The sequence below is a fragment of the Anaerocolumna sedimenticola genome (assembly GCF_009931695.1).
In the GTDB taxonomy this organism is placed as follows: Bacteria; Bacillota; Clostridia; order Lachnospirales; family Lachnospiraceae; genus Anaerocolumna; species Anaerocolumna sedimenticola.
Map to the genome: position 1 here is coordinate 5421745 of NZ_CP048000.1, position 19173 is coordinate 5440917.

The window sequence follows — 19173 nt, forward strand, 5'->3', positions numbered from 1 at the left end:
TTTATGAGTAATTGTGCAAATTGACGAAACCATAATATAAAATTGGCTTTTGACGCTTGAATCATGCAATCTATTTATTTAATTCCATCACAAATAAAGCAAATAAGGAATTCGCCCAGGCAAACCATTCCCTGGTAAATACTTCAGGATTGTTACAGTAAAAGCCCTCGTGCATAACCTGCTTACCACCATCCGTATTAAGTAAAACTTCTAATATACTCTCTTTTTCCGCTTTTGTTTCAGCGGTTAATCCCTGCATGGTTAGAGCTATATGCCAGATATACTGATCAGGAGTATGGGGACTTCCGATTCCTTTCGCCGATGTCCCCTCAAAATAATAAGGATTCTTTTTGCTTAAAATAAACCGTCTGGTATTCTGATATATTTCATCCGAGACATCGGTGTACTTAATCCAGGGAAGAGATAATAAACTGGGCACATTCGCATCATCCATCAGGTTGTAATTACCTAAACCGTCCGTTTCATAAGCGTAAATATCACCAAATTCTTCATGATGAAGTATTCCGTAATTTCTGATACCTGTTTGAATTTCATCTCTTAAACCGGCCGCCTGTTCTTTCAGGACAGAATCCTTAAAAATTTCCGAAGCAAATTCCTCTATATACCCTAGCGCAACCGCAGCAAACATATTGGAAGGAATGAGATAACCGTATTTGCAGGCATCATCACTGGGTCGGAATCCTGACCAGGTCATTCCTGTGAAACCGGTCGGTTCCCCCCGTCCCTCTCTGGTAAGAGTGTCAGACTCCGGACAATTAAGTCTTATAAATGAATATGCAGAGTCCTTATCATGATTCTGTTCTTTCTTCCACTGCTCAATAATTAGTCTGCATACCTGCTTAACTTCATCTGTGAAGATGCTTTTGTCCTTTAATAAAGACCAATATTCATGCAGCAGCCATACGGGATAACATAAGGAATCCACCTCATACTTTCTCTCCCAATCCCAGGGTGTTGAATCTGTTATATCCACATCCCAGCAGTTTCCGTTCGCTTCTTCATTAAAGGCATTGGCATACGGATCAATTAAAATGCAGCGCATCTGCCTTTTGATCAATCCCCGTACGAAATCCCCAATGATCTCATAATCTTTCATAAATGGGAGATAATGGACAACCTGGGCGGAAGAATCCCTGAGCCACATGGCAGCAATATCCCCTGTGAATACAAAAGCTTCTCCGTTATCTAAAAACTTAGTTGTGGTTTTCGCCGTACTCACAAAACAATTCTTGAATGTCTGATATAATTTCTTATTGTCTTTAAACTGAACTGCTATTTTTTCTGCAATCTCTTCCACTGCCTGGTTTAGTTTAAGTTTTTTTTCTTCCAAATTCATAATTCATATACCTCCCAATAATTAAATTTAATTAACAGGTAATTGTGAAACCAGATTCTCGTATTATAACCATGCAATTGATACAATTTCAGAGCTTAATTTTGCTCTAAAGCAACTGAAGCTATGAAATTCGTATCCATTGTATGGTATATTCAGAAAATAAAAGCGGATATTTCAATCCGCTTTATTTTCTGAAAGCCATTTCCTATTTAAAAAATCCCACCATAGGCTTCATCATATTTTCCCACCAGTTCTTTCGCCAAGGAATAAGAATTAATAAGAGGATGCAACGTAAGAGCCTGTATCGCTTTCTCTTTTGATTTGGTTTTAATAGCCTGCACCGTGAGTTTTTCATACAACTTTATGAAACGGATCAACAGATAATTTGATTCCGGTACTTCTCCGATTGGTACCGGCTTTATACCTGCCTTGGAAACCTTACAGGTAACTTCTATGACATCTTCATCCTCAAGTCCTGTGATACAGCCATTATTTTGAACGGATAATACCAGGTAATTACCCTCTTCACTTTGCAGTCCTTCAATACAGTCTAACATAACTCCGGCATAACCCATACCATCCGGTACTTCCAGGTTACCTTTTTCAATTACTTCTTTTTTATCACTTCCGGTTTCGATACTCATATAAGAATTTTCACGAACCGCCATGTAATATAAAAAGATCTGTAAAGCTCCTTCAGGATCCGTATCCATATCCATGGATTTAAGTTCGTCCATCATCCGGATATTCACCTCTTCAATGGTTTTTCCCCTTGTGGCTCCGGATTTTAAGATATTTTCAAGAGCTTTTTCTCTATGATAGTAATAATATAAATATTCATTTGGAAGAAAACCAATGGAACGAAGTAATTCGGGGTCGAACATGGAAAATTCCTGAATGCCCTTTAAGAATTCATCATCCTTTAATAAATCCGGTAAAATTTCAGTTTCGTATTTTTTCACGCTGCGGATCCAGGATAAATGATTTAATCCAAAGAATTCGACATAAAGATCTTTTTCATCTACATTAAGGTGTTTGGCCATTCGGAATTTCGTACTGCTGGGCGCATCACAGATACCGATGATCCGGTCATAACCCGCATTTCTTAAGGCCTGGGTAACCAGACCGGAAGGATTTGTAAAATTAAAAATCCAGGCATTCGGTGCATACTGCTTAATTAATTCGCAATATTCAATCAGAACCGGAATCGTACGTACTGCCATGGAAAAGCCGCCCACACCTGTGGTTTCCTGTCCTATGACCCCTGTTTTCAGTGCGATGGTTTCATCTACTACTCTGGAATGATCTCCGCCAACTCTGAGTGTAGTTACTACATAATCGGCATCTTTAATTGCATCTATGGGATTATCAGCCGTTTCCAGCTTAAGATCTTTATGGTTACGGTTAATTACATGTGTACATAATTTACCGATTATCTGCAGCTTTTCCTGATTTATGTCATAAAGCACTACTTTATCTATATTTAAAGCTTTATAGCGGTTTAGCAGACCGTTAATAAAAATAACTGTCCTTACTCCGGCTCCGCCTATTACTGTTATCTTCAAATTTAACCCAACCTTTCCTCCTGCTCTTTTATGAAGCGCAATAATTCATGTTCAGCAGGAAATCCCGTATTACCGCCTAATTTCGTAACGGATAAAGCACCGCAGCCATTCCCGTATTTTAAACATTCCGTTATCTCTTTACCTTTTATGTACCCGTAGATAAATCCTGCATTAAAAGAATCCCCGGCACCTGTGGTATCGACTGCTGTAACAGGGTAGGAATCTGCCTTATAAGTCTCTCCGCCCGAACATGCAATAGCTCCTTTCTTACCGAGTTTTGCAACAGCAATTCCGGAATACTCGGAAAAATCCTGTATTGCCTCTAAGGCACTCTCTTTTCTACCGTAGTGGATTGCTTCTGTTTCATTCATAAATAAAACATTAATATAGGGAAACAATTCATAGATTCCCTCATACCATTCACCCGTACTGTCCCAGCCTACATCAAAGGAAACCGAAATTTCCTTTAATTCTCTCACTTTTTTCAGTAATTGTAAATATTTATTGTGGTTAAATTTTCCTTCATATCCGGTCACATGTATATGCCGTGACCTTTGTACCTTGTCTAGTCTTATGGAATCCAGATTGATTTCTGCGTTGGTACCCCGGTAAGTTAAAAAAGAACGTTCCTTTTCATTGGTAAAACTGAGTGAAATTCCCGTTTTATTATGTTGGCTGGCGCTTATTAAAGAACAGTCCGTGTTCGTTTTTTTAAATTCCTCCAATATAAACTTTCCGTAACAGTCATCACCAATTGTACCCTGAAACACGGGATTAAGCCCTAGTTTTCCAAGTCCTAAGGTAAAAAGTGCCGCACCTCCGCCTACATAAGTATTCATAATATCAACAACATCTTCCTGCCCAGGCAGAGGAAAATGTTCCACACCCGGGATTACAATATCCACATTTACATCACCATAAATAAATGCATCCCATTTATTTTCTGCCATCCGCTTATACCCCTTTCGAATATCCTTATGCCTACAGCGCTGACCGTCTGAATCGCGGCTTCTTTGCAGAAAATCAGCAATCGTTTCAAACGGACATATACCTGGTTTATATTGTATAATATCTAGAAAATTAAACAAGTTTTTTTGTAAAATTTATCAACCTTTTACCGCACCGATCATGGCACCTTGTGCAAAGTATTTCTGAACAAACGGATAAATACATAAAATAGGCACTGTTGTTACAATTACAGCCGCCATTTTTAAGGAATCCGAGGTAACCGTATTGGCACTATGTGCAATTGCCTGGGATACGGAGGAAACCTCCTGCTGTGCTGCCATTGCTCTTGAGAGCATTTGCTGTAATACCGTCTGTACCGGCCATAACTCGCTTGATTTCATATAAAAGGCACCGGAGAACCAATCATTCCAGTGATTTACCGCTGTATACAAACCAACAACAGCAATAACCGGTTTACTTAAAGGCAGCATGATTTTCGTATATATTTTAAAATAACCGCAGCCGTCTAATTTGGCTGATTCCTCCAGACTGTCCGGTATGGCTTCAAAGAAAGTCCGCATCATTAACAGGTAAGTCACACTTACTAAACTGGGTACAACATAGACCCAAAATGAATTTAACAAATGTAATTTATTATACTGGATATAGGTTGGAATCATCCCACCGCTGAATAACATGGTAAATGTAATCAGTATGGTAATTACTTTTCTTCCCGGCAGTTTTGTTTCTTTTAAGGAATAAGCTGCTAAAGAGGTAACCAGCAAACTGGCCGCAGTACCGATTACCGTACGGGCAATGGTAATTTTATAAGCCTTCATAATACTTCCGTCAGCAAATACTTCCTTGTAATTCGCTAATGTAAAAAGCCTTGGGAAGAAGTATACTCCTCCCTTTGCAGCATCCGCTCCTTCATTAAAGGATAAGGCAAGAACATTAATGCAGGGAAGAAGAATGATGAGGCATAATGCAATCAGTATTACATAAATAATTGCCTGAATTACTTTTTCAGAAAGACTTGTTTTGATCTTACTTGCTGCAGAACCACTTTTTGATTTCATGCTTTACCATACCTTTCTAACGGATTTGCTGCAAAATATACCATTTTAATGCTTCCAGTAATTAAATCGGCAGATTTTGCAGCATTCCATTCACTTAATTCTTATTTTACATAGAAATTCACTGTTGATTTATCTTCATCGTAAAGCTGTTTTAAATAATCTTCAAATTTGTCATTTCCAGCAGCTTTTAACTGTTCACGGAAAGATTCAACAATTTTCTTCACTTCATCATCGGTTGAAGCAAACATAGCCTGTACTAACATTTCCTTATAATTAAGAAGATCCATCTGGCTCTTTACATCTGCCATGGAATCAGCAGACAGGTATGCAGGTGCGTTTAAACCAGGAACTACTTTGTAAGTATGAGGATATTGCGTCGCAATTTCAATTGATCTCTTATAAGTCGTACTTGAAGATGCACCTGGACGGCTCTCGCCAAAATCTGAAACTGGGTCTAAATCAGTTAACATAAATCCAAAAAATACACAAGCTGATAGTCCAAAAGAAGCACCAACATTATTAATTAAATAATCCGTATCACCATCATTGAGTTTTTGTAACGTATCTTCTGTTAAAACAGGTTTACCGTCAACCATGGTATAATTCTCACCTTCTATACCATATTGACAAAGAAGCTGTCCTTCTTTTGTTGATAAATAATCAAAGAATTTAAAGATTTCTTCCGGATTTTTGGCTTCTGATGAAATTGCCCATACACCATTTTGTCCTTTACCGCTTCTAATCTCTGCGTTATTTCCGGTAAAGTCGTTAAGAGGTCCAAGAGGTACCCATTCATCTGATTGATAAACGATATCCTGATAATTATGAACATCGGCGATAATTGCTGAGTTATGTGTTTTTGAAACTTCTCCCGCACGGGTCGCATCCATGGTAAAAAATTCAGGATTCATTAAACCTTCTGCAAGAAGTTTTCTTACATAATTAATTTTGTCATAAACATAATCTGTTTCTGCTTCATGTTTTACAGTTCCGTCTTCTGTAATATTGTAACCTTCACTTACTCCCCAGTTATAACCTGTAGTAACATACTTTAACGCATCTGCAGAGCCCCCCCAGAACTTCGGTCCTAACGGATATACATCATTGCCGTTGTCATCCTTAAAGCCGCCTTGTTTGATCTTAACCAACAGGTCATAAAGCTGATCCTGGGTGTTGATCTTAGTCGGATCAATACCTAACTTGTCTACTATGGCTTTCTGGATATACATACCTCCAAGATAAGCATCCTGAGGATTATATTCCGAGGATCTGTCAACTCTTGCTATGGAAAGCGGAAGCAGATAAGCAGCTCCCTTAAATTCATCACGGAATGTAATATTTTTATAAGCATCGCTTGGAAGATATCCGTCTTCAATGTAATGATTATATGCTTTCGCATTCTTTAAAAACGGAGCAACATCAACAAACATTTCTTCCTGGGCTGCCTTAAGTAATAATGGAAATTCAGGTCTTGTTGAATTATCCAGATAACTGACAATAACATCCGGAATTGTACCGGCTGCTAATTGGGATGCCATAACCGTAGCATCACTGTCCCCGGGTGAATACTGAACATCCAGTTTAATACCGGTTCGTTTGGTAAGTTCTTTCATAACAGCCGTATTATTGATATCTTTCGGAAGAGAATATCCGATATCATCAACATATGCCTGTACGGTAATGGTCCGGTCAGCAATCCAGGTATCCGGTTTGTCGGAAGCTGCCTCTTTCGTATCAGTGCTCCCTGTTTGATTACTTGTTTTCTCCCCTGTTTTTCCGCATCCTGTAAGGCTGATTGCTATTAAAGCTGCTGCCATAGTGACGGAAACAAAACGCTTAAATAATTTTTTTCTCATATCTTCTCCTATCTGCGTGTCTAACACGCCTGAATTGTTACCAAAGTCCTACTTCGGTTACTTTTTTAGATATTCTATTACAAACTATAACCAGAATTAATCCAACAATACCCTGAATTAACCCGATAGCAGTTGCATAGCCGAACTGTCCTCCCTGCAAACCGATACGAACAACAAAAGTGTCCAAAGTATCTGCAACAGACATATTTCCCGGTGTCCTTAATAAATAAATCTGATCAAAACCGGAAGCTAATAATCCACCGACTCCCATAATAAATAGAAGTCCAATTGTTCCCCGGATACCCGGTAAGGTGATATGCCACATTTTCTTAAGTTTCGAGGCACCATCCATATCGGCGGCTTCATATAAAGCAACATCTACCCCGCTTATGGCTGCCAGATAGATAATGGAGTCCCAACCGATATTTCTCCATAAATCCATGGAAAATAATATTTGAAAGAAATACTTTGCATCCATTAAAAAGAAAGTCCCCGGATCGCCGCCTAATTGACCAATGATTTGGTTAATTACACCGGTATTCGGTGCTAATATTCTCTGTATCATTGTGATAATGATAACGGAGGATAAAAAATGGGGCAGATAGGTAATGGTCTGGCTTATTTTTTTAAATTTCATATTGCGTACTTCGTTTAACATTAATGCCAGAAAAATTGCAAATGGAAATTCTAAAATACATTTAATAAAACCAACCGTAAGTGTATTCCGAAGTAAACGAAAGCAGTCATAGCTGGTAAAAAATGTTTTAAAGTACCTGAAACCTACCCAGGGGCTTCCCCAAATGCCTTTCCGAAAGGAGTAATCCTTAAAAGCCAGCACAACCCCACCCATAGGAACATAACAAATCAAAATGTAATAAATGATACAGGGTAATAACATAACATACAGCGGCCAAAATTTTAAGATTCTTTTTCCAAACGACTTATTACTGGTACGCTTTAAGTGCCCTTGTTCTGTAGTCCCGGTTTCCATACCATTCCTCCTCTTTTTTAATTTATTGTAATTAGGCAATTGCGAAACTATGTAGTTTTTTGAATATACCATACAATTGATACGAATTTCATAGCTTCAGTTGCCCTCCTGGCAAGATTCAGCTCTGAAATTGTATTAATTGCATGACATATAGATACAATATTTGAGTATCGCAATTACCTTTAATTTATTGTAATTATAAAAAATTTAAAAATATTGCACAATGGACAAATCTTTTTAAAATAGTGTACATTTCTACGCACCTAGAACAAAGTGTCAGGTTACTGACACTTTCGCGCCTGAGCGGACCCCTGGCAATAAATTTTCTCTCCGCGAGGTGAGCATCCATAGCGGAGGTTTTTATGTAATAGGATGCAATTTCTTATTATACAAAAAGAGTCTGGCTTGCCAGACTCTTTCTCTGATATGCTGTCACTTCAGGACAGTTAATCCCCCAATATTATCATTCCACTTCCGTTTTATTTTCCGGCTCATGTACTTTTTGTTCCTTTAAGACCGTCCCATTTTCCAAGCGTATATAAGTCTGAAAAGAATCGGTATTATCCTCATTAAGCAGAATAATTCTTGCCCCTCTTAAATACCCCTCCTGACCATAGGTATTATAACCGGTCGCTCTGCCATACCCTAGTGAAATACCGTACAAATCCCCTATGTAATCATTGATATGGTCATGACCTACAAACACTGCCTTGGTATGACCTGTTTCCTGCATAGCCGTAAAAAATCCAGAATTAATCTTTGGGCAGCAAACTTCTTCTCTCTTTTCCCCATAACAGGTTTTCGTATCCCAGACCTCATTATACTCTGGTAATGCAATATGCATAAAAATCAATGCGGAAAAATTATCTTCTTTCTTTTCAATATCCTGTACCATGTTCTTAAACCAACGGATTTGGCTGTCTTTTACATAATCATATCCTCCAATCTGAGGCAGTTTATTATATGCTCCCGAATCAACTCCAAACAAGACCCATTTCGTACGGCCCTCCCTGTCTTTTACCTCCAGATAATGATTTCCCATACCATCGATTGAATCATCCGCATTATATGCGGCACAGTTTGGGAGGTTAGTGAATGCGCCAAATAGTTCGTCATACCCCACGCCTTCTTCCGTATCATGGTTGCCAAAAGTAAAACTCCAAGGAATACCTGCACCCGTAACCGGTGCTAATGCTTTGCTTAACAAATTAATATTGTCAGGACCATATACGGTGTCGCCGGTTATCATAATAAAATCCGGTTTCTCTTCCTTTAGAATCTGTTCCATCAATCTTGCCGTACCATGATCCAGTTGATTATCACTGCTATAATGAATATCTGTAAATTGTAAAATCTTAAATGTTCCGTTACTATTAAACTTAAATTCTGTTTTCATGCTCTGCCTTTCTCCTTTTAAGGAGGTAAGTGTTAAAGCTTTAAATAAGCAGACCTGCCCCCGGCCTCAATACTTGCCTCCTGTTGTGTATTTGGATGATCACTTATTCAATTTTCTATACTGTAAAGGTGTCTGCCCTGTGGCTTTTTTAAATACCTTAAAAAAGTACTGGCTGTCTTCATATCCGACTTCTTTTGAAATCTCTACTACGCTTTTACCCGAATGAATCAAATAATCGCAGGCCTTTTTAAGTCTTAGGTCTTTAATATAATTCACCGTAGTCTGGCCGGTCTCCCTCTTAAAGACAGCAGAAAAATAGTTGGGACTCATATTAAACTTATCAGCCAATTCATTTATGGCGATATCCTGGTTATAATTATCATTAATATATTTAATTGACAGTTTAATCTTATTTTTTGAATTAATATCGATATCTCCGGTTGTCTGTATCCCTTCCAGTATAATGGAATACAGATAACTCCTTAACTCGTTCAGGGACTGGAAAGAATCCAAAACTTCAAAATTAAGTACCAGCTTTTCCATATGTTTAGAATCTTTGGAAAAAGCGGTATTCTCTGCTTTTAATAATATACCTATAATTCGAACCCAGAGAATACGGATGTATGATATATTGTATTTTTTAATCTGTTCATCTGAAAAGATTTCATTAATAAGAAATTCAATATTGCCGGCATCATGTCTTTCAATATACTGGCGCAGCATATTCAGTTCAGAAGATGGAAAATTGCTGGTTGAAAGCAGCTTAATATCATTATAGAAATATAAATTAGAATTCCCGTGAATCATTCTCTGCAGTAATGCTTCCTGCGCTTCTTTCGCGCATTCTGCCGATAATATATTTTTTGCTGAACTGATTCCTACCGTGAGAGATATCCCCATCTTTTTCCAAAATGTATTCATTAACTGATTAAATAACCACTCTGCTTCTTTTCTTAAACTATCTTCTCTGTCAGAAGATAAAACTGCAATCAGCTGATTCACATTAACCAGATTATTTACTATAGTTCTGTTGCAATGGGTCTTAAGTTCCATAAAAACATTTTTTACGGAAAATTGAATCAGATCGATATCTTTATACCCAAATTGCTTTTGTTCATAACTGTCACCGTCAATATTAATAATACATACCAATATCCATTTGTTTTTAATGGGAAATTCTTTATCTACGGTATCGTAAACATTATTTTTTTCCGTATAGATTTCTGTTGTTCTCAATAAATCATTTATATTTTTTTCAAAGATATAACTTTTCTTTTCTATAATGGAACGTGCTCCCTCGCTCACTGTCCGGCTGAGCTGCTCCCCTTCTTCTAACTTTTGAAGTACATCTTCAATTGCTTTTTTTAAAGCATCATTAGAAATCGGTTTCAGTAAATATGCTTTCACTCCCAAGCGGATAGCCTGTTCTGCATAAGCAAACTCCGCATAACCGCTTAAAATAATAAATTGTATTTTAGGGTATAAGGGAATTGTTTTATTAATTAAAGTAAGCCCGTCCATATCTGCCATACGGATATCCGTAATAATAATGTCTACCTTATGTTTCTTTAATATATCCAAAGCCTGGAAGCCGTTTTCGGCTTCATATACGGCCTGAGGTTTTAAATCCAGATATTCCAGTCTGGCAATAATTCCCTGCCTGATAAGTTCTTCGTCGTCCACAATTAACATACTCTGATTCATTTCTATTCCCCTCCTTTCTTAACCATGGGCAAGCGAATGATAACGCTGCTGCCTTGGCACTGGGCACTTTCTATGGTAATACCGTATTCATTTCCACAGGCTAACTTTATTCTTTGATTTACATTCCTGATACCGATACTTTGTTTCTTATCTTCCTTTCCTTTACCGCTGCCGTTAATGTATTGATTTAAGGTTTCTACTTTGTCCGGTGACATTCCAATTCCATCATCTTCTATTTTAATGACCAGCATACCATTTTCACTGCTGATTAGTATTTCCAGTGTACCTTTTCCCGTAATCCGGCTTAATCCGTGAGTTATGGCATTTTCTACAATAGGCTGCAATATAAAACGGAGTATCATATTATCTTCTAATTCCGGTTCCACATTATAAAAAACTTCAAACTTATTCCCAAATCTGGTCTTCTGGATATAAACATAGTTTTGGGTATGCTGCAACTCCTGCATGACGGTTACATATTCCCCATAATTTTTTCCTAAACTGTACCTGAAGATATCCCCTAATTTTTCACAAAGTTCACAAATTACAAATGCCTGTTTCACCGCCGCAATAGAACTGATGATCTCCAAAGTGTTGTATAAGAAATGAGGATTTATCTGAAGCTGTAAATTACGGAATTCCGTTTCCTTCTTTTCCAATTGCTGAATATAGTTTTTATGTATTAAGTCATTTAACTTAATAAGCATCTGATTAAACTGTTTATCTAATATTGTAATTTCATCATTACCTTCTATCACTTCTGTAATTGTCAGGTCGCCGGTTTCTGCCACCTTAATTTTATGCACCAGTTTTGCCACTCTTTCAGTAAATCCCCTGGTAAAGATAAAAGCGGTGATAATTATGATTAAAATGATTATAAAAATGACAGGTAATATGGTTTTCTGCATTTCTGCTCTTTTTTCATTCAATTGACTATTATTAAACAGGAAAATGAATTTCAAACCGTAATCATCGATGGTATCACTGTTTACCATTGCATCTTTATAATAATTGATATCATTCTTCTGTAATTGTTCAAAGGATAAATCAGATAATATATTTTCATAATTTTTATTCGAGGAATATATAATGTTATCCTCTTTATCCAGCAAAATAATATCATACGGATATTTAAGCTGCCCTGAGTCGGATGCCGGTTCAAAAAGCTTCTGCATAATAATGTCCAGCTTAATAAATCCGATATATTGCCTTTTAAAAGTTTTGGTATTGATATAAACAATGTTTTGAATTAAGGAAAGGAGATCACTTTTACCATCTACTGCGGAATAAATAAAATATTCTTCCTTGGGCGCTTTATGGTTCAAGTACCAAATTTCGCTTTTTGCACCGTCCGTCATTGCAACTTTGGAGCCATATATTTTATTGTTAGCCATATCGGAGTAAATCATGCAGTTACGAAGCTCTTTATGGCTTTCCAGGCGTAAGGTTTTCGCTACCTCAGTACTGACTGTATTACCTTTTAAATACGGATTGCTGTCACTGGCAGTGTCCATCAGTGTATTTAAAACTATGGTATTATTAGCTATCTGGTTTAAACTGTTTCTATACTGATATAATTTATCTTCAACATTAGACATATATTGAACTACAAGTTGTGAATGTGAATTTACAAGATCTCTGGTTACCATACTGCTTAATTTTTGAAACAGTAAAGTACTTAATAATAGAATGGGTACTAAACTCACTATAATCGTGAAAACCACAAGTTGCGTAAAGATAGTATTAGAATGGAATATACGGTTATTCAGCTGTTTTAATTTAGTTTTCATTCATTATCCTCCAAATAGTAAGTCCCCATATGTATTTTTTATGATTATAACATACTGTTATAATCCGTTGCAAACAAATGAAAATTATAATACAAGGAAAAGTCTGGCTTACCAGAATCCGGCGCAATGTGTTTTCACTTCAGTGACATATTACCCAAAGGATATTATCCTAACGCATACATACGCTTCCTGCCGGAGGGTTTTGTTCTTTCATAGAATAATTCGGAGACTTTCCTAGAAAAGAATAAAGCGAAGGCTACAAATGATTTTTGTACCTTCGCTTTTTATCAGTTGATTAATATTTCGCTTCAAAAGTATTTTCCCTTACTCCGGGTAAAACATCATAAATAGAACAGCCGATTAGATTCTCAAGAATTTTATAACAGTCCCTTAGAAATAAAATCAAATATTACTTAACTACCTGATAAATATTCAGTTCCCCGGGTTTTTCCTGGAATTCAGAAAGAGCAGGTACCATCTCTTTAAAATGTTCAGCTTCCATATGCTGCTTTAAATGTTCGTCACTTTCCCATTCCTCCAGGAAAGTCAGTACCTGGGGGTCTGTAGCATCCTGGTATAACTGGTAATGCAGACAACCTGCATCTTTGTCATTGGTGGCTTTTACTAATTTTTTAGCTAATTCGATATAGTCATTTACTTTGTCGGCTTTCACATAATTTTTAGCTACTATTTTAATCATCTTTAACACCATTCTTTCTTTTAATTTTTTTCATAAGAATTCTTTTTTTTATTTGCTACTTTTTTTTGTTGTTTTTTCTTAGAAATTATTTATTACTCCAGGTCTCATAATGTACTCTGTCCGGTTTAAAACGATCTACAAACTCGTTTTTCTGGTTATCCGGATATCCCACGGAAACCAAAGCAAACGGTTTAATAGATTCCGGGAATTGATACATTTGGGTTAAATACTTTTCAGCAGATTCATTGGTCGCAACCCCCATCCAAACAGCCCCAAGTTCTAAGTGTACGGCTTCCAGCAGAATGTTCTGCAAGGCTGCACTCATGTCCTGCTGCCAGAAAGTAGGATGCCTTAAATCTTTACAATTTGCCACCAGTATAAAAGTTACGGCAGAACCCTCTGCCGGTTTCGAATAAGGTGTCATAAGAGAAAGTTTACTTAATACAGCCTTATCCTTTATAACGATAAATTCCCAAGGCTGTTGGTTGCCTGCTGACGGTGCCTGCATTGCCGCATGAAGCAATTTATCAATTTTCTCATCTTCCACAGGTCTGTCCTGAAATTTTCGCACACTTCTTCGGTTAAAGATTTCTTCCATATAATACCTCCTTTGCTTAATATGATTTAATGATAAATGGGAGATATTCCCTATGTGTAATACTATATCAAAAGAAGCTTTCTGTTGTCAATGTATCTCTCTATTTAAGTTTTCCTGACAGGATAAAATTCGTCCTGCTCTCTTGTCAGGAGGCAATTTCCGCCGCTCTTTCCAAAGCAATATCAATATTATCACAAAAGTTTTCATGGCCGATTTTTAATGCAAAACCTGCTTTCTGCATCATATTTAAGGGTTGTTCCTGTACATGGGATAAAATTAAAGTTATCTGCTTTTTCTTGCATTTTTTTGATATTTCCTCAAGGGCATGTAATGCCGTTACATCCATTGCCGGAACACTGCGCATACGCAGGATTACTACATTAATATGTGAGTCTAAAGAGATATTCATGAATTTATCTGCGGCTCCAAAAAACATAGGTCCGTTAATTTCATATACAAGGGTATGCCTTGGAACTTTTTTCATCCTTATGTTTTCCGTATCGTTTAAATCCTCTTCCTCGGTTTCCTCTTCTATGTACTGCCAACTTTCAACATTGGTGACATCAGCCATTCTTTTCATAAATAATATGGCTGCCAGGAGAATTCCTACTTCTATTGCCACTACCAGATCAAAAGCAACGGTTAAAACGAACGTGGTAACTAGAACTAAAATATCACTTTTGGGTGATCTTTTTAATAATCCCGCAAATTCTTTCCACCCGCTCATATTATAAGCAACCATAAATAATATTGCAGCGATAGCAGGCATTGGTATCAGGGCTGCGTAAGGCATAAGCAAAATCAGGATCAGTAATAACATAACGGCATGAATCATACCTGATATAGGAGTTCTTCCTCCGTTCTTTACATTGGCAGCCGTTCTTGCAATAGCACCGGTAGCCGGTATTCCGCCAAATAAACCGGAACAGATATTACCTGCTCCCTGAGCTATTAATTCCATATTGGAACGGTGTCTGCTTCCAATCATTCCGTCTGCAACTACACAGGATAATAAAGATTCAATACCGGCTAAAATTGCTATGGTAACTGCATCCGGCATAACATTTCGGAGTGTGCTGAAACTAAACTGCGGGATATGGATTGTTGGTGGATTAGCTGATAATTCATATAAACTGCCTATGGTATTAACCGGAACTGAAAATATCTTAACAAGGGCAGAAGCTACGATTACAGCAATTAAAGAGGCCGGGATTTTCTCATTTACCTTCGGCCAAAGAATTAAAATGGCAAGGGAAAGCACACCGATAAGGAAAGCACTATAATTAATTGTGTGTATATTTTCAAAACATGCTTTTACTTTTTCCAGGGTTTCTACAGGTGAATTTTGATAGGTTAATCCAAGAAAGTCTTTTATTTCTCCGATAAAGATAGTTACTGCAATACCAAATGTAAATCCAGTTGTAATGGTATATGGTATAAAACGGATCATACTTCCGAACCGCAGCAAACCAATGATAATTAAGATAATTCCTGCCATTATGGTAGCTACTATTAGCCCCTCCATCCCATCTTCCGCCACGATACCGGCGACTATGGTAGCAAATGCTGCTGTGGGACCGGCAATCTGGACTCGGCTGCCTCCTAAGAAAGATATGACAAAACCGGCTACAATTGCGGTATATAATCCTTTTTCCGGTGTTACTCCGGATGCCAGGGCCAGGGCTATGGATAAAGGAAGGGCTATGATAGCCACAATAATACCTGCAATCAGGTCTTTCGCACACTGTTCTTTGGTGTATGTTTTCATGACAGAAAACAATTTGGGTTTTAATTTGTTCATTTCTATAAAGCCTCCATGTCGTTTGTAAAAAGATATACCTAAAAATAATAGTCTTTATTATTTGGATTTTCAAGTATGAATTGCATAAATATTTTATACTTATTTAGATTCGAGTGTCAAAAGGTCAACTAAATGAATTAATGAATACGAGCGTATCTATATTCAATTTAGCTGCCTTTCCCTCGAACACTATTTTTTTTACATTATATAACCGGAAGAAACACGCTTTGCGAGTTTCTTCGGTTCGCGTGCGCGTTCGAATTATTGCAAGCAAGCTTGCTAATTCTCACTTTGCTTTCGCGGAAATTTAATAAGAGTAACTACCCATAAAAGGAAGCAGTTACTCTTATTAGTTAGTAAATTAATACCCGTTTAAGGCATTTTCTAATGAGTAGTCTGGGAATGTAAATACTAATCTGTACTTTACACTCTGGCACTCATCAGATTACTTGAGGAATATCTTTTTAATCCTTTATAAAAAACGAAAAATGCAAGCCCTATCATAAATATTGTAAATACCAGTATTATTAATAAATACCATAAATGAAAGCTTATAATCAACCTCATGGGAAGATAAATTACAAGTCCTACAGGTATTATGGAATATAACAATAGTCTTACCACTCCTTTAAATATCCCATCCGGATAAGTAGACATATTAAGCATTAATCCAATAAAATTACCTGATATAATATCTCCTTTTACAATCCAGAAGGATATACTGCCCATAACAACTGCAAAAGAAGTTAGTATCAATCCTCCTGTAACTGTTAAAACGGTAAAAAGTATAAAATTTAAAGGGCTGAATCGAAAGATACATAAAATTACATATCCATAAATCATATCTCCTATTGCGGAGGTACTGGTACCTGAAGTTATCACACCAAGAAGTACATTTTTCGGTTGAACCAGAAAAGAATCCAGCTTACCGCCTATAATTAATTCCGGTATATCAAATGCCATATTAAAAAATATATGGGCAAATCCAAATGTACTGGCTGCCAGCCCCCATAATACCAGTCCACAACTGCTCTTTCTGACCAAATACAGTTCCTATCTTGTAAGATAACTTTTTTCTCTTTTCTGTTGGATTAATATCCATTACTGACATGTTACCGTTATCGGGATATAAAATACCTGTAAGCATCTTTATCGTGGTGCTTTTGCCGGCTCCGTTCGGGCCGATAAATGCAAGCATTTCTCCCTGTTCCACTTTAAAACTGATGTCATCTACCGCCTTAATAGTTTTGTAATTTGGTTTTACTATAGATCTTACACTTCCTGCCAAACCCTTTTCTTTCACCTTTACCCGAAAGGTTTTTGATAATTGATTTACTATAATTGCCTCCATAAAAATTCCCTTCTTTCTTTTTATAATCCCTTATCCTATAAAGTTTTTAAACCGGGGGCTGTTGCAAAATTCAAGAAATATAAAAAACCGCCTTGGATAATACTTTCCTGATTGGAAAAAATATTATTCAATGCGGTTTATTTATAAAAATAGAAATCCATCCTTAACCGCATAGACACAAATGAAATGCTACATCTGCATCTACGCCTGCCCTAGATGCAAAAGCTAACATTCCATAAAAAATAAGTGACTAATTGGAATAATAAGGATGGATTTGTTCATGTTGTTTTCTCCTAAAATTTGTTATTTCGAAAAAGTATAACACAACAGTTTTTCTTTGGCAACATTTTTTTGAATTATTTTCCTGTATTTTTCTTAGACGTTAATTGAAATATAATATTTATTTGGGTATAAATTTTTTACAAAAAGCTAAGGATTTATGGTACAATGACTAAATGGATAAAAGTAATTTCGAAAAAGATTTAGTTTCGTATAACTTGAATATTACGGTAGGTAATTGCGAAACTCCACTATTGTATCTATATACCATGCAATTAGTACAATTTCAGAGCTGAATTTTGCCCATAGGGCAACTGAAGCTCTGAAATTCGTATCAATTGTATGGTATATTCGGAAAACTATATAGTTTCGTTATTACCTATGAATAACTACAGAAAAGTGAGGATAAAAAAATGGAATATGAATTAGGGTTTTGGAAATATAAAGAGGGTATATACAAAAATAATCAGAGAGTATATACCCTGTTAAGCAGAGACGAAGAAGTATATGGTATTGATGATTTACCCACCAGTGACATACTTGAGGATTTAAAGGAGGTTTTTAATGATTGGAAACTGGTTGAGGAAAATGAATATGAAAAAGAAAATTCAGGTTTCTTTCAGTTTACGGTGAAGAAAAATTTCGTTCGCTTTGACTGTTATCAAATGGATGAAGACGATATGAACAAATTCATCGACATTATGTATGAATATGATTGTCCTCTCTATGACCCTCAGGAAAATAAACGTTTTGATGAACGTAATGATGAGTAAGGAAAACTAAATCACACCGAATAAATTTCCTAAATAGGTCCAGGTAAATAAGGTAACTATGGAACAAATGGAAGTTACAACAATAATCAAGGCTGCCAATTCACCATTTCCCCCCATCTGATCGGACATGGTAAAGGAAGCAACTGCCGTCGGAGAAGAAAATAACGACATTAAGGCCACCAGCTCCGGTCCTCGAAAACCGATTACGATTGCGACGGGAAGAACAAAAGCAGGAATGATAACCAGCTTACCTAAAGCGCAGGCTGTCAGTTTTATCCGATAACGGGCAAACCCGTTAAAAGTAAAGGTTCCGCCAAGTACAATTAAAGCCAGAGGTGTGGCCATACCTCCTACATCGCTTATAACATCCATTAACATATCAGGAAGTTTTATACCGGATAACAGAAAAAGAATGCCTATGAAGATACCAACCACCATAGGGTTTTTAGCAACTCCAGCCATTACACTTACCACATTCATTTTGGCATCACGATATGACTCAAACAAAAAAACCACCAACGTATTATATATAAATACAGTCAAAGCAGCGAGTAAAGATACCATCCCCAGAACATCGCTATCCGGATAGATGGAACCTACTATGGTTAAACCAAATAAAACATTATTGGATCTGAAAATCCCCTGGACCATAGTTGCCGCATCACTTCTGTTTTTTACAAAATGGGGCATTAAAAAGTATAAAATAAGAAAAGTAGTACAGGTTGCAGCTCCTCCGAAAATCAGTAGCACAGGATTTACATCTGCTAAAAAATCCGAGGTATAGATGTTTTTAAAAAGCACTACCGGCAGAAATATTGAGAAAATCATTTTATTGATCTGTTTTAAAGTTGCATCTGTTAAATGAATCGTTCGTTTTAATATGTATCCCAATGCCATAAGGATAAACATAGGGAATACCACACGAAACGAAAGTAAAAGTCCTTCCATACTTTCCTCCAATTATATATTATCATAAACTTACAGT

Annotated in this window: 16 protein-coding genes; 1 reads left to right on the forward strand and 15 read right to left on the reverse strand. The window is 36.7% G+C overall.

What is annotated here, in order from left to right:
- Positions 1–70: 70 nt before the first annotated feature.
- From Ana3638_RS24205 to Ana3638_RS24270, 14 genes are all read right to left on the reverse strand, one after another.
- A complete protein-coding gene (locus tag Ana3638_RS24205; protein WP_161840310.1) occupies positions 71–1357 on the reverse strand; it encodes a glycoside hydrolase family 125 protein in 1287 nt (428 codons plus the stop codon).
- Positions 1358–1566: 209 nt separating this feature from the next.
- On the reverse strand, positions 1567–2922 hold the full coding sequence (locus tag Ana3638_RS24210; RefSeq protein WP_161840311.1) for a family 4 glycosyl hydrolase: 1356 nt from the start codon (positions 2920–2922) through the stop codon (positions 1567–1569).
- 2 nt (positions 2923–2924) lie between these two features.
- Positions 2925–3872: a carbohydrate kinase family protein gene (locus Ana3638_RS24215; protein WP_161840312.1), complete on the reverse strand. Its 948-nt coding sequence runs from the start codon at positions 3870–3872 to the stop codon at positions 2925–2927.
- A gap of 156 nt (positions 3873–4028) precedes the next feature.
- A complete protein-coding gene (locus Ana3638_RS24220) occupies positions 4029–4949 on the reverse strand; it encodes a carbohydrate ABC transporter permease (protein WP_161840313.1) in 921 nt (306 codons plus the stop codon).
- A 101-nt stretch (positions 4950–5050) separates the two neighbouring features.
- Positions 5051–6805, reverse strand: coding sequence for an extracellular solute-binding protein (locus Ana3638_RS24225; protein ID WP_161840314.1), 1755 nt, complete (start codon positions 6803–6805; stop codon positions 5051–5053).
- A gap of 37 nt (positions 6806–6842) precedes the next feature.
- Positions 6843–7796, reverse strand: coding sequence for an ABC transporter permease (locus Ana3638_RS24230; protein WP_161840315.1), 954 nt, complete (start codon positions 7794–7796; stop codon positions 6843–6845).
- Between the two features lie 463 nt (positions 7797–8259).
- Positions 8260–9192: a metallophosphoesterase family protein gene (locus Ana3638_RS24235; RefSeq protein ID WP_161840316.1), complete on the reverse strand. Its 933-nt coding sequence runs from the start codon at positions 9190–9192 to the stop codon at positions 8260–8262.
- Positions 9193–9291: 99 nt separating this feature from the next.
- A complete protein-coding gene (locus Ana3638_RS24240) occupies positions 9292–10896 on the reverse strand; it encodes a response regulator transcription factor (RefSeq protein WP_161840317.1) in 1605 nt (534 codons plus the stop codon).
- Positions 10897–10898: 2 nt separating this feature from the next.
- Positions 10899–12686: a sensor histidine kinase gene (locus Ana3638_RS24245; protein ID WP_161840318.1), complete on the reverse strand. Its 1788-nt coding sequence runs from the start codon at positions 12684–12686 to the stop codon at positions 10899–10901.
- A gap of 409 nt (positions 12687–13095) precedes the next feature.
- Complete coding sequence (locus Ana3638_RS24250; RefSeq protein WP_161840319.1) at positions 13096–13386, reverse strand: putative quinol monooxygenase; 291 nt, start codon at positions 13384–13386, stop codon at positions 13096–13098.
- An 85-nt stretch (positions 13387–13471) separates the two neighbouring features.
- Positions 13472–13984 (reverse strand): nitroreductase family protein, encoded by a 513-nt coding sequence (locus tag Ana3638_RS24255; protein WP_161840320.1) that lies wholly within the window; start codon positions 13982–13984, stop codon positions 13472–13474.
- A gap of 145 nt (positions 13985–14129) precedes the next feature.
- Positions 14130–15785, reverse strand: coding sequence for a SulP family inorganic anion transporter (locus Ana3638_RS24260; protein WP_161840321.1), 1656 nt, complete (start codon positions 15783–15785; stop codon positions 14130–14132).
- A 423-nt stretch (positions 15786–16208) separates the two neighbouring features.
- Positions 16209–16829, reverse strand: a complete 621-nt coding sequence (locus Ana3638_RS24265) for an ABC-2 family transporter protein (RefSeq protein WP_161840322.1) — start codon at positions 16827–16829, stop codon at positions 16209–16211.
- Positions 16750–17136 (reverse strand): ATP-binding cassette domain-containing protein, encoded by a 387-nt coding sequence (locus Ana3638_RS24270; RefSeq protein ID WP_161840323.1) that lies wholly within the window; start codon positions 17134–17136, stop codon positions 16750–16752. Before Ana3638_RS24270 ends, Ana3638_RS24265 begins: the two co-directional genes overlap by 80 nt.
- 692 nt (positions 17137–17828) lie before the next feature.
- Between Ana3638_RS24270 and Ana3638_RS24275 the strand changes: the two genes are divergently transcribed.
- Positions 17829–18188: a hypothetical protein gene (locus tag Ana3638_RS24275; RefSeq protein WP_161840324.1), complete on the forward strand. Its 360-nt coding sequence runs from the start codon at positions 17829–17831 to the stop codon at positions 18186–18188.
- 6 nt (positions 18189–18194) lie between these two features.
- Here Ana3638_RS24275 and Ana3638_RS24280 read toward each other — a convergent pair whose 3' ends face one another.
- Positions 18195–19136: an AEC family transporter gene (locus tag Ana3638_RS24280; protein WP_161840325.1), complete on the reverse strand. Its 942-nt coding sequence runs from the start codon at positions 19134–19136 to the stop codon at positions 18195–18197.
- Between the last annotated feature and the right edge of the window lie 37 nt (positions 19137–19173).

Excerpts from the sequence above, each read along its gene's own strand:
- Ana3638_RS24205 (WP_161840310.1), bottom strand. The coding sequence starts at position 1,357 with ATGAATTTGGAAGAAAAAAAACTTAAACTAAACCAGGCAGTGGAAGAG.
- Ana3638_RS24215 (WP_161840312.1), bottom strand. The coding sequence starts at position 3,872 with ATGGCAGAAAATAAATGGGATGCATTTATTTATGGTGATGTAAATGTG.
- Ana3638_RS24220 (WP_161840313.1), bottom strand. The coding sequence starts at position 4,949 with ATGAAATCAAAAAGTGGTTCTGCAGCAAGTAAGATCAAAACAAGTCTT.
- Ana3638_RS24225 (WP_161840314.1), bottom strand. The coding sequence starts at position 6,805 with ATGAGAAAAAAATTATTTAAGCGTTTTGTTTCCGTCACTATGGCAGCA.
- Ana3638_RS24230 (WP_161840315.1), bottom strand. The coding sequence starts at position 7,796 with ATGGAAACCGGGACTACAGAACAAGGGCACTTAAAGCGTACCAGTAAT.
- Ana3638_RS24235 (WP_161840316.1), bottom strand. The coding sequence starts at position 9,192 with ATGAAAACAGAATTTAAGTTTAATAGTAACGGAACATTTAAGATTTTA.
- Ana3638_RS24240 (WP_161840317.1), bottom strand. The coding sequence starts at position 10,896 with ATGAATCAGAGTATGTTAATTGTGGACGACGAAGAACTTATCAGGCAG.
- Ana3638_RS24245 (WP_161840318.1), bottom strand. The coding sequence starts at position 12,686 with ATGAAAACTAAATTAAAACAGCTGAATAACCGTATATTCCATTCTAAT.
- Ana3638_RS24250 (WP_161840319.1), bottom strand. The coding sequence starts at position 13,386 with ATGATTAAAATAGTAGCTAAAAATTATGTGAAAGCCGACAAAGTAAAT.
- Ana3638_RS24255 (WP_161840320.1), bottom strand. The coding sequence starts at position 13,984 with ATGGAAGAAATCTTTAACCGAAGAAGTGTGCGAAAATTTCAGGACAGA.
- Ana3638_RS24260 (WP_161840321.1), bottom strand. The coding sequence starts at position 15,785 with ATGAACAAATTAAAACCCAAATTGTTTTCTGTCATGAAAACATACACC.
- Ana3638_RS24270 (WP_161840323.1), bottom strand. The coding sequence starts at position 17,136 with ATGGAGGCAATTATAGTAAATCAATTATCAAAAACCTTTCGGGTAAAG.
- Ana3638_RS24275 (WP_161840324.1), top strand. The coding sequence starts at position 17,829 with ATGGAATATGAATTAGGGTTTTGGAAATATAAAGAGGGTATATACAAA.
- Ana3638_RS24280 (WP_161840325.1), bottom strand. The coding sequence starts at position 19,136 with ATGGAAGGACTTTTACTTTCGTTTCGTGTGGTATTCCCTATGTTTATC.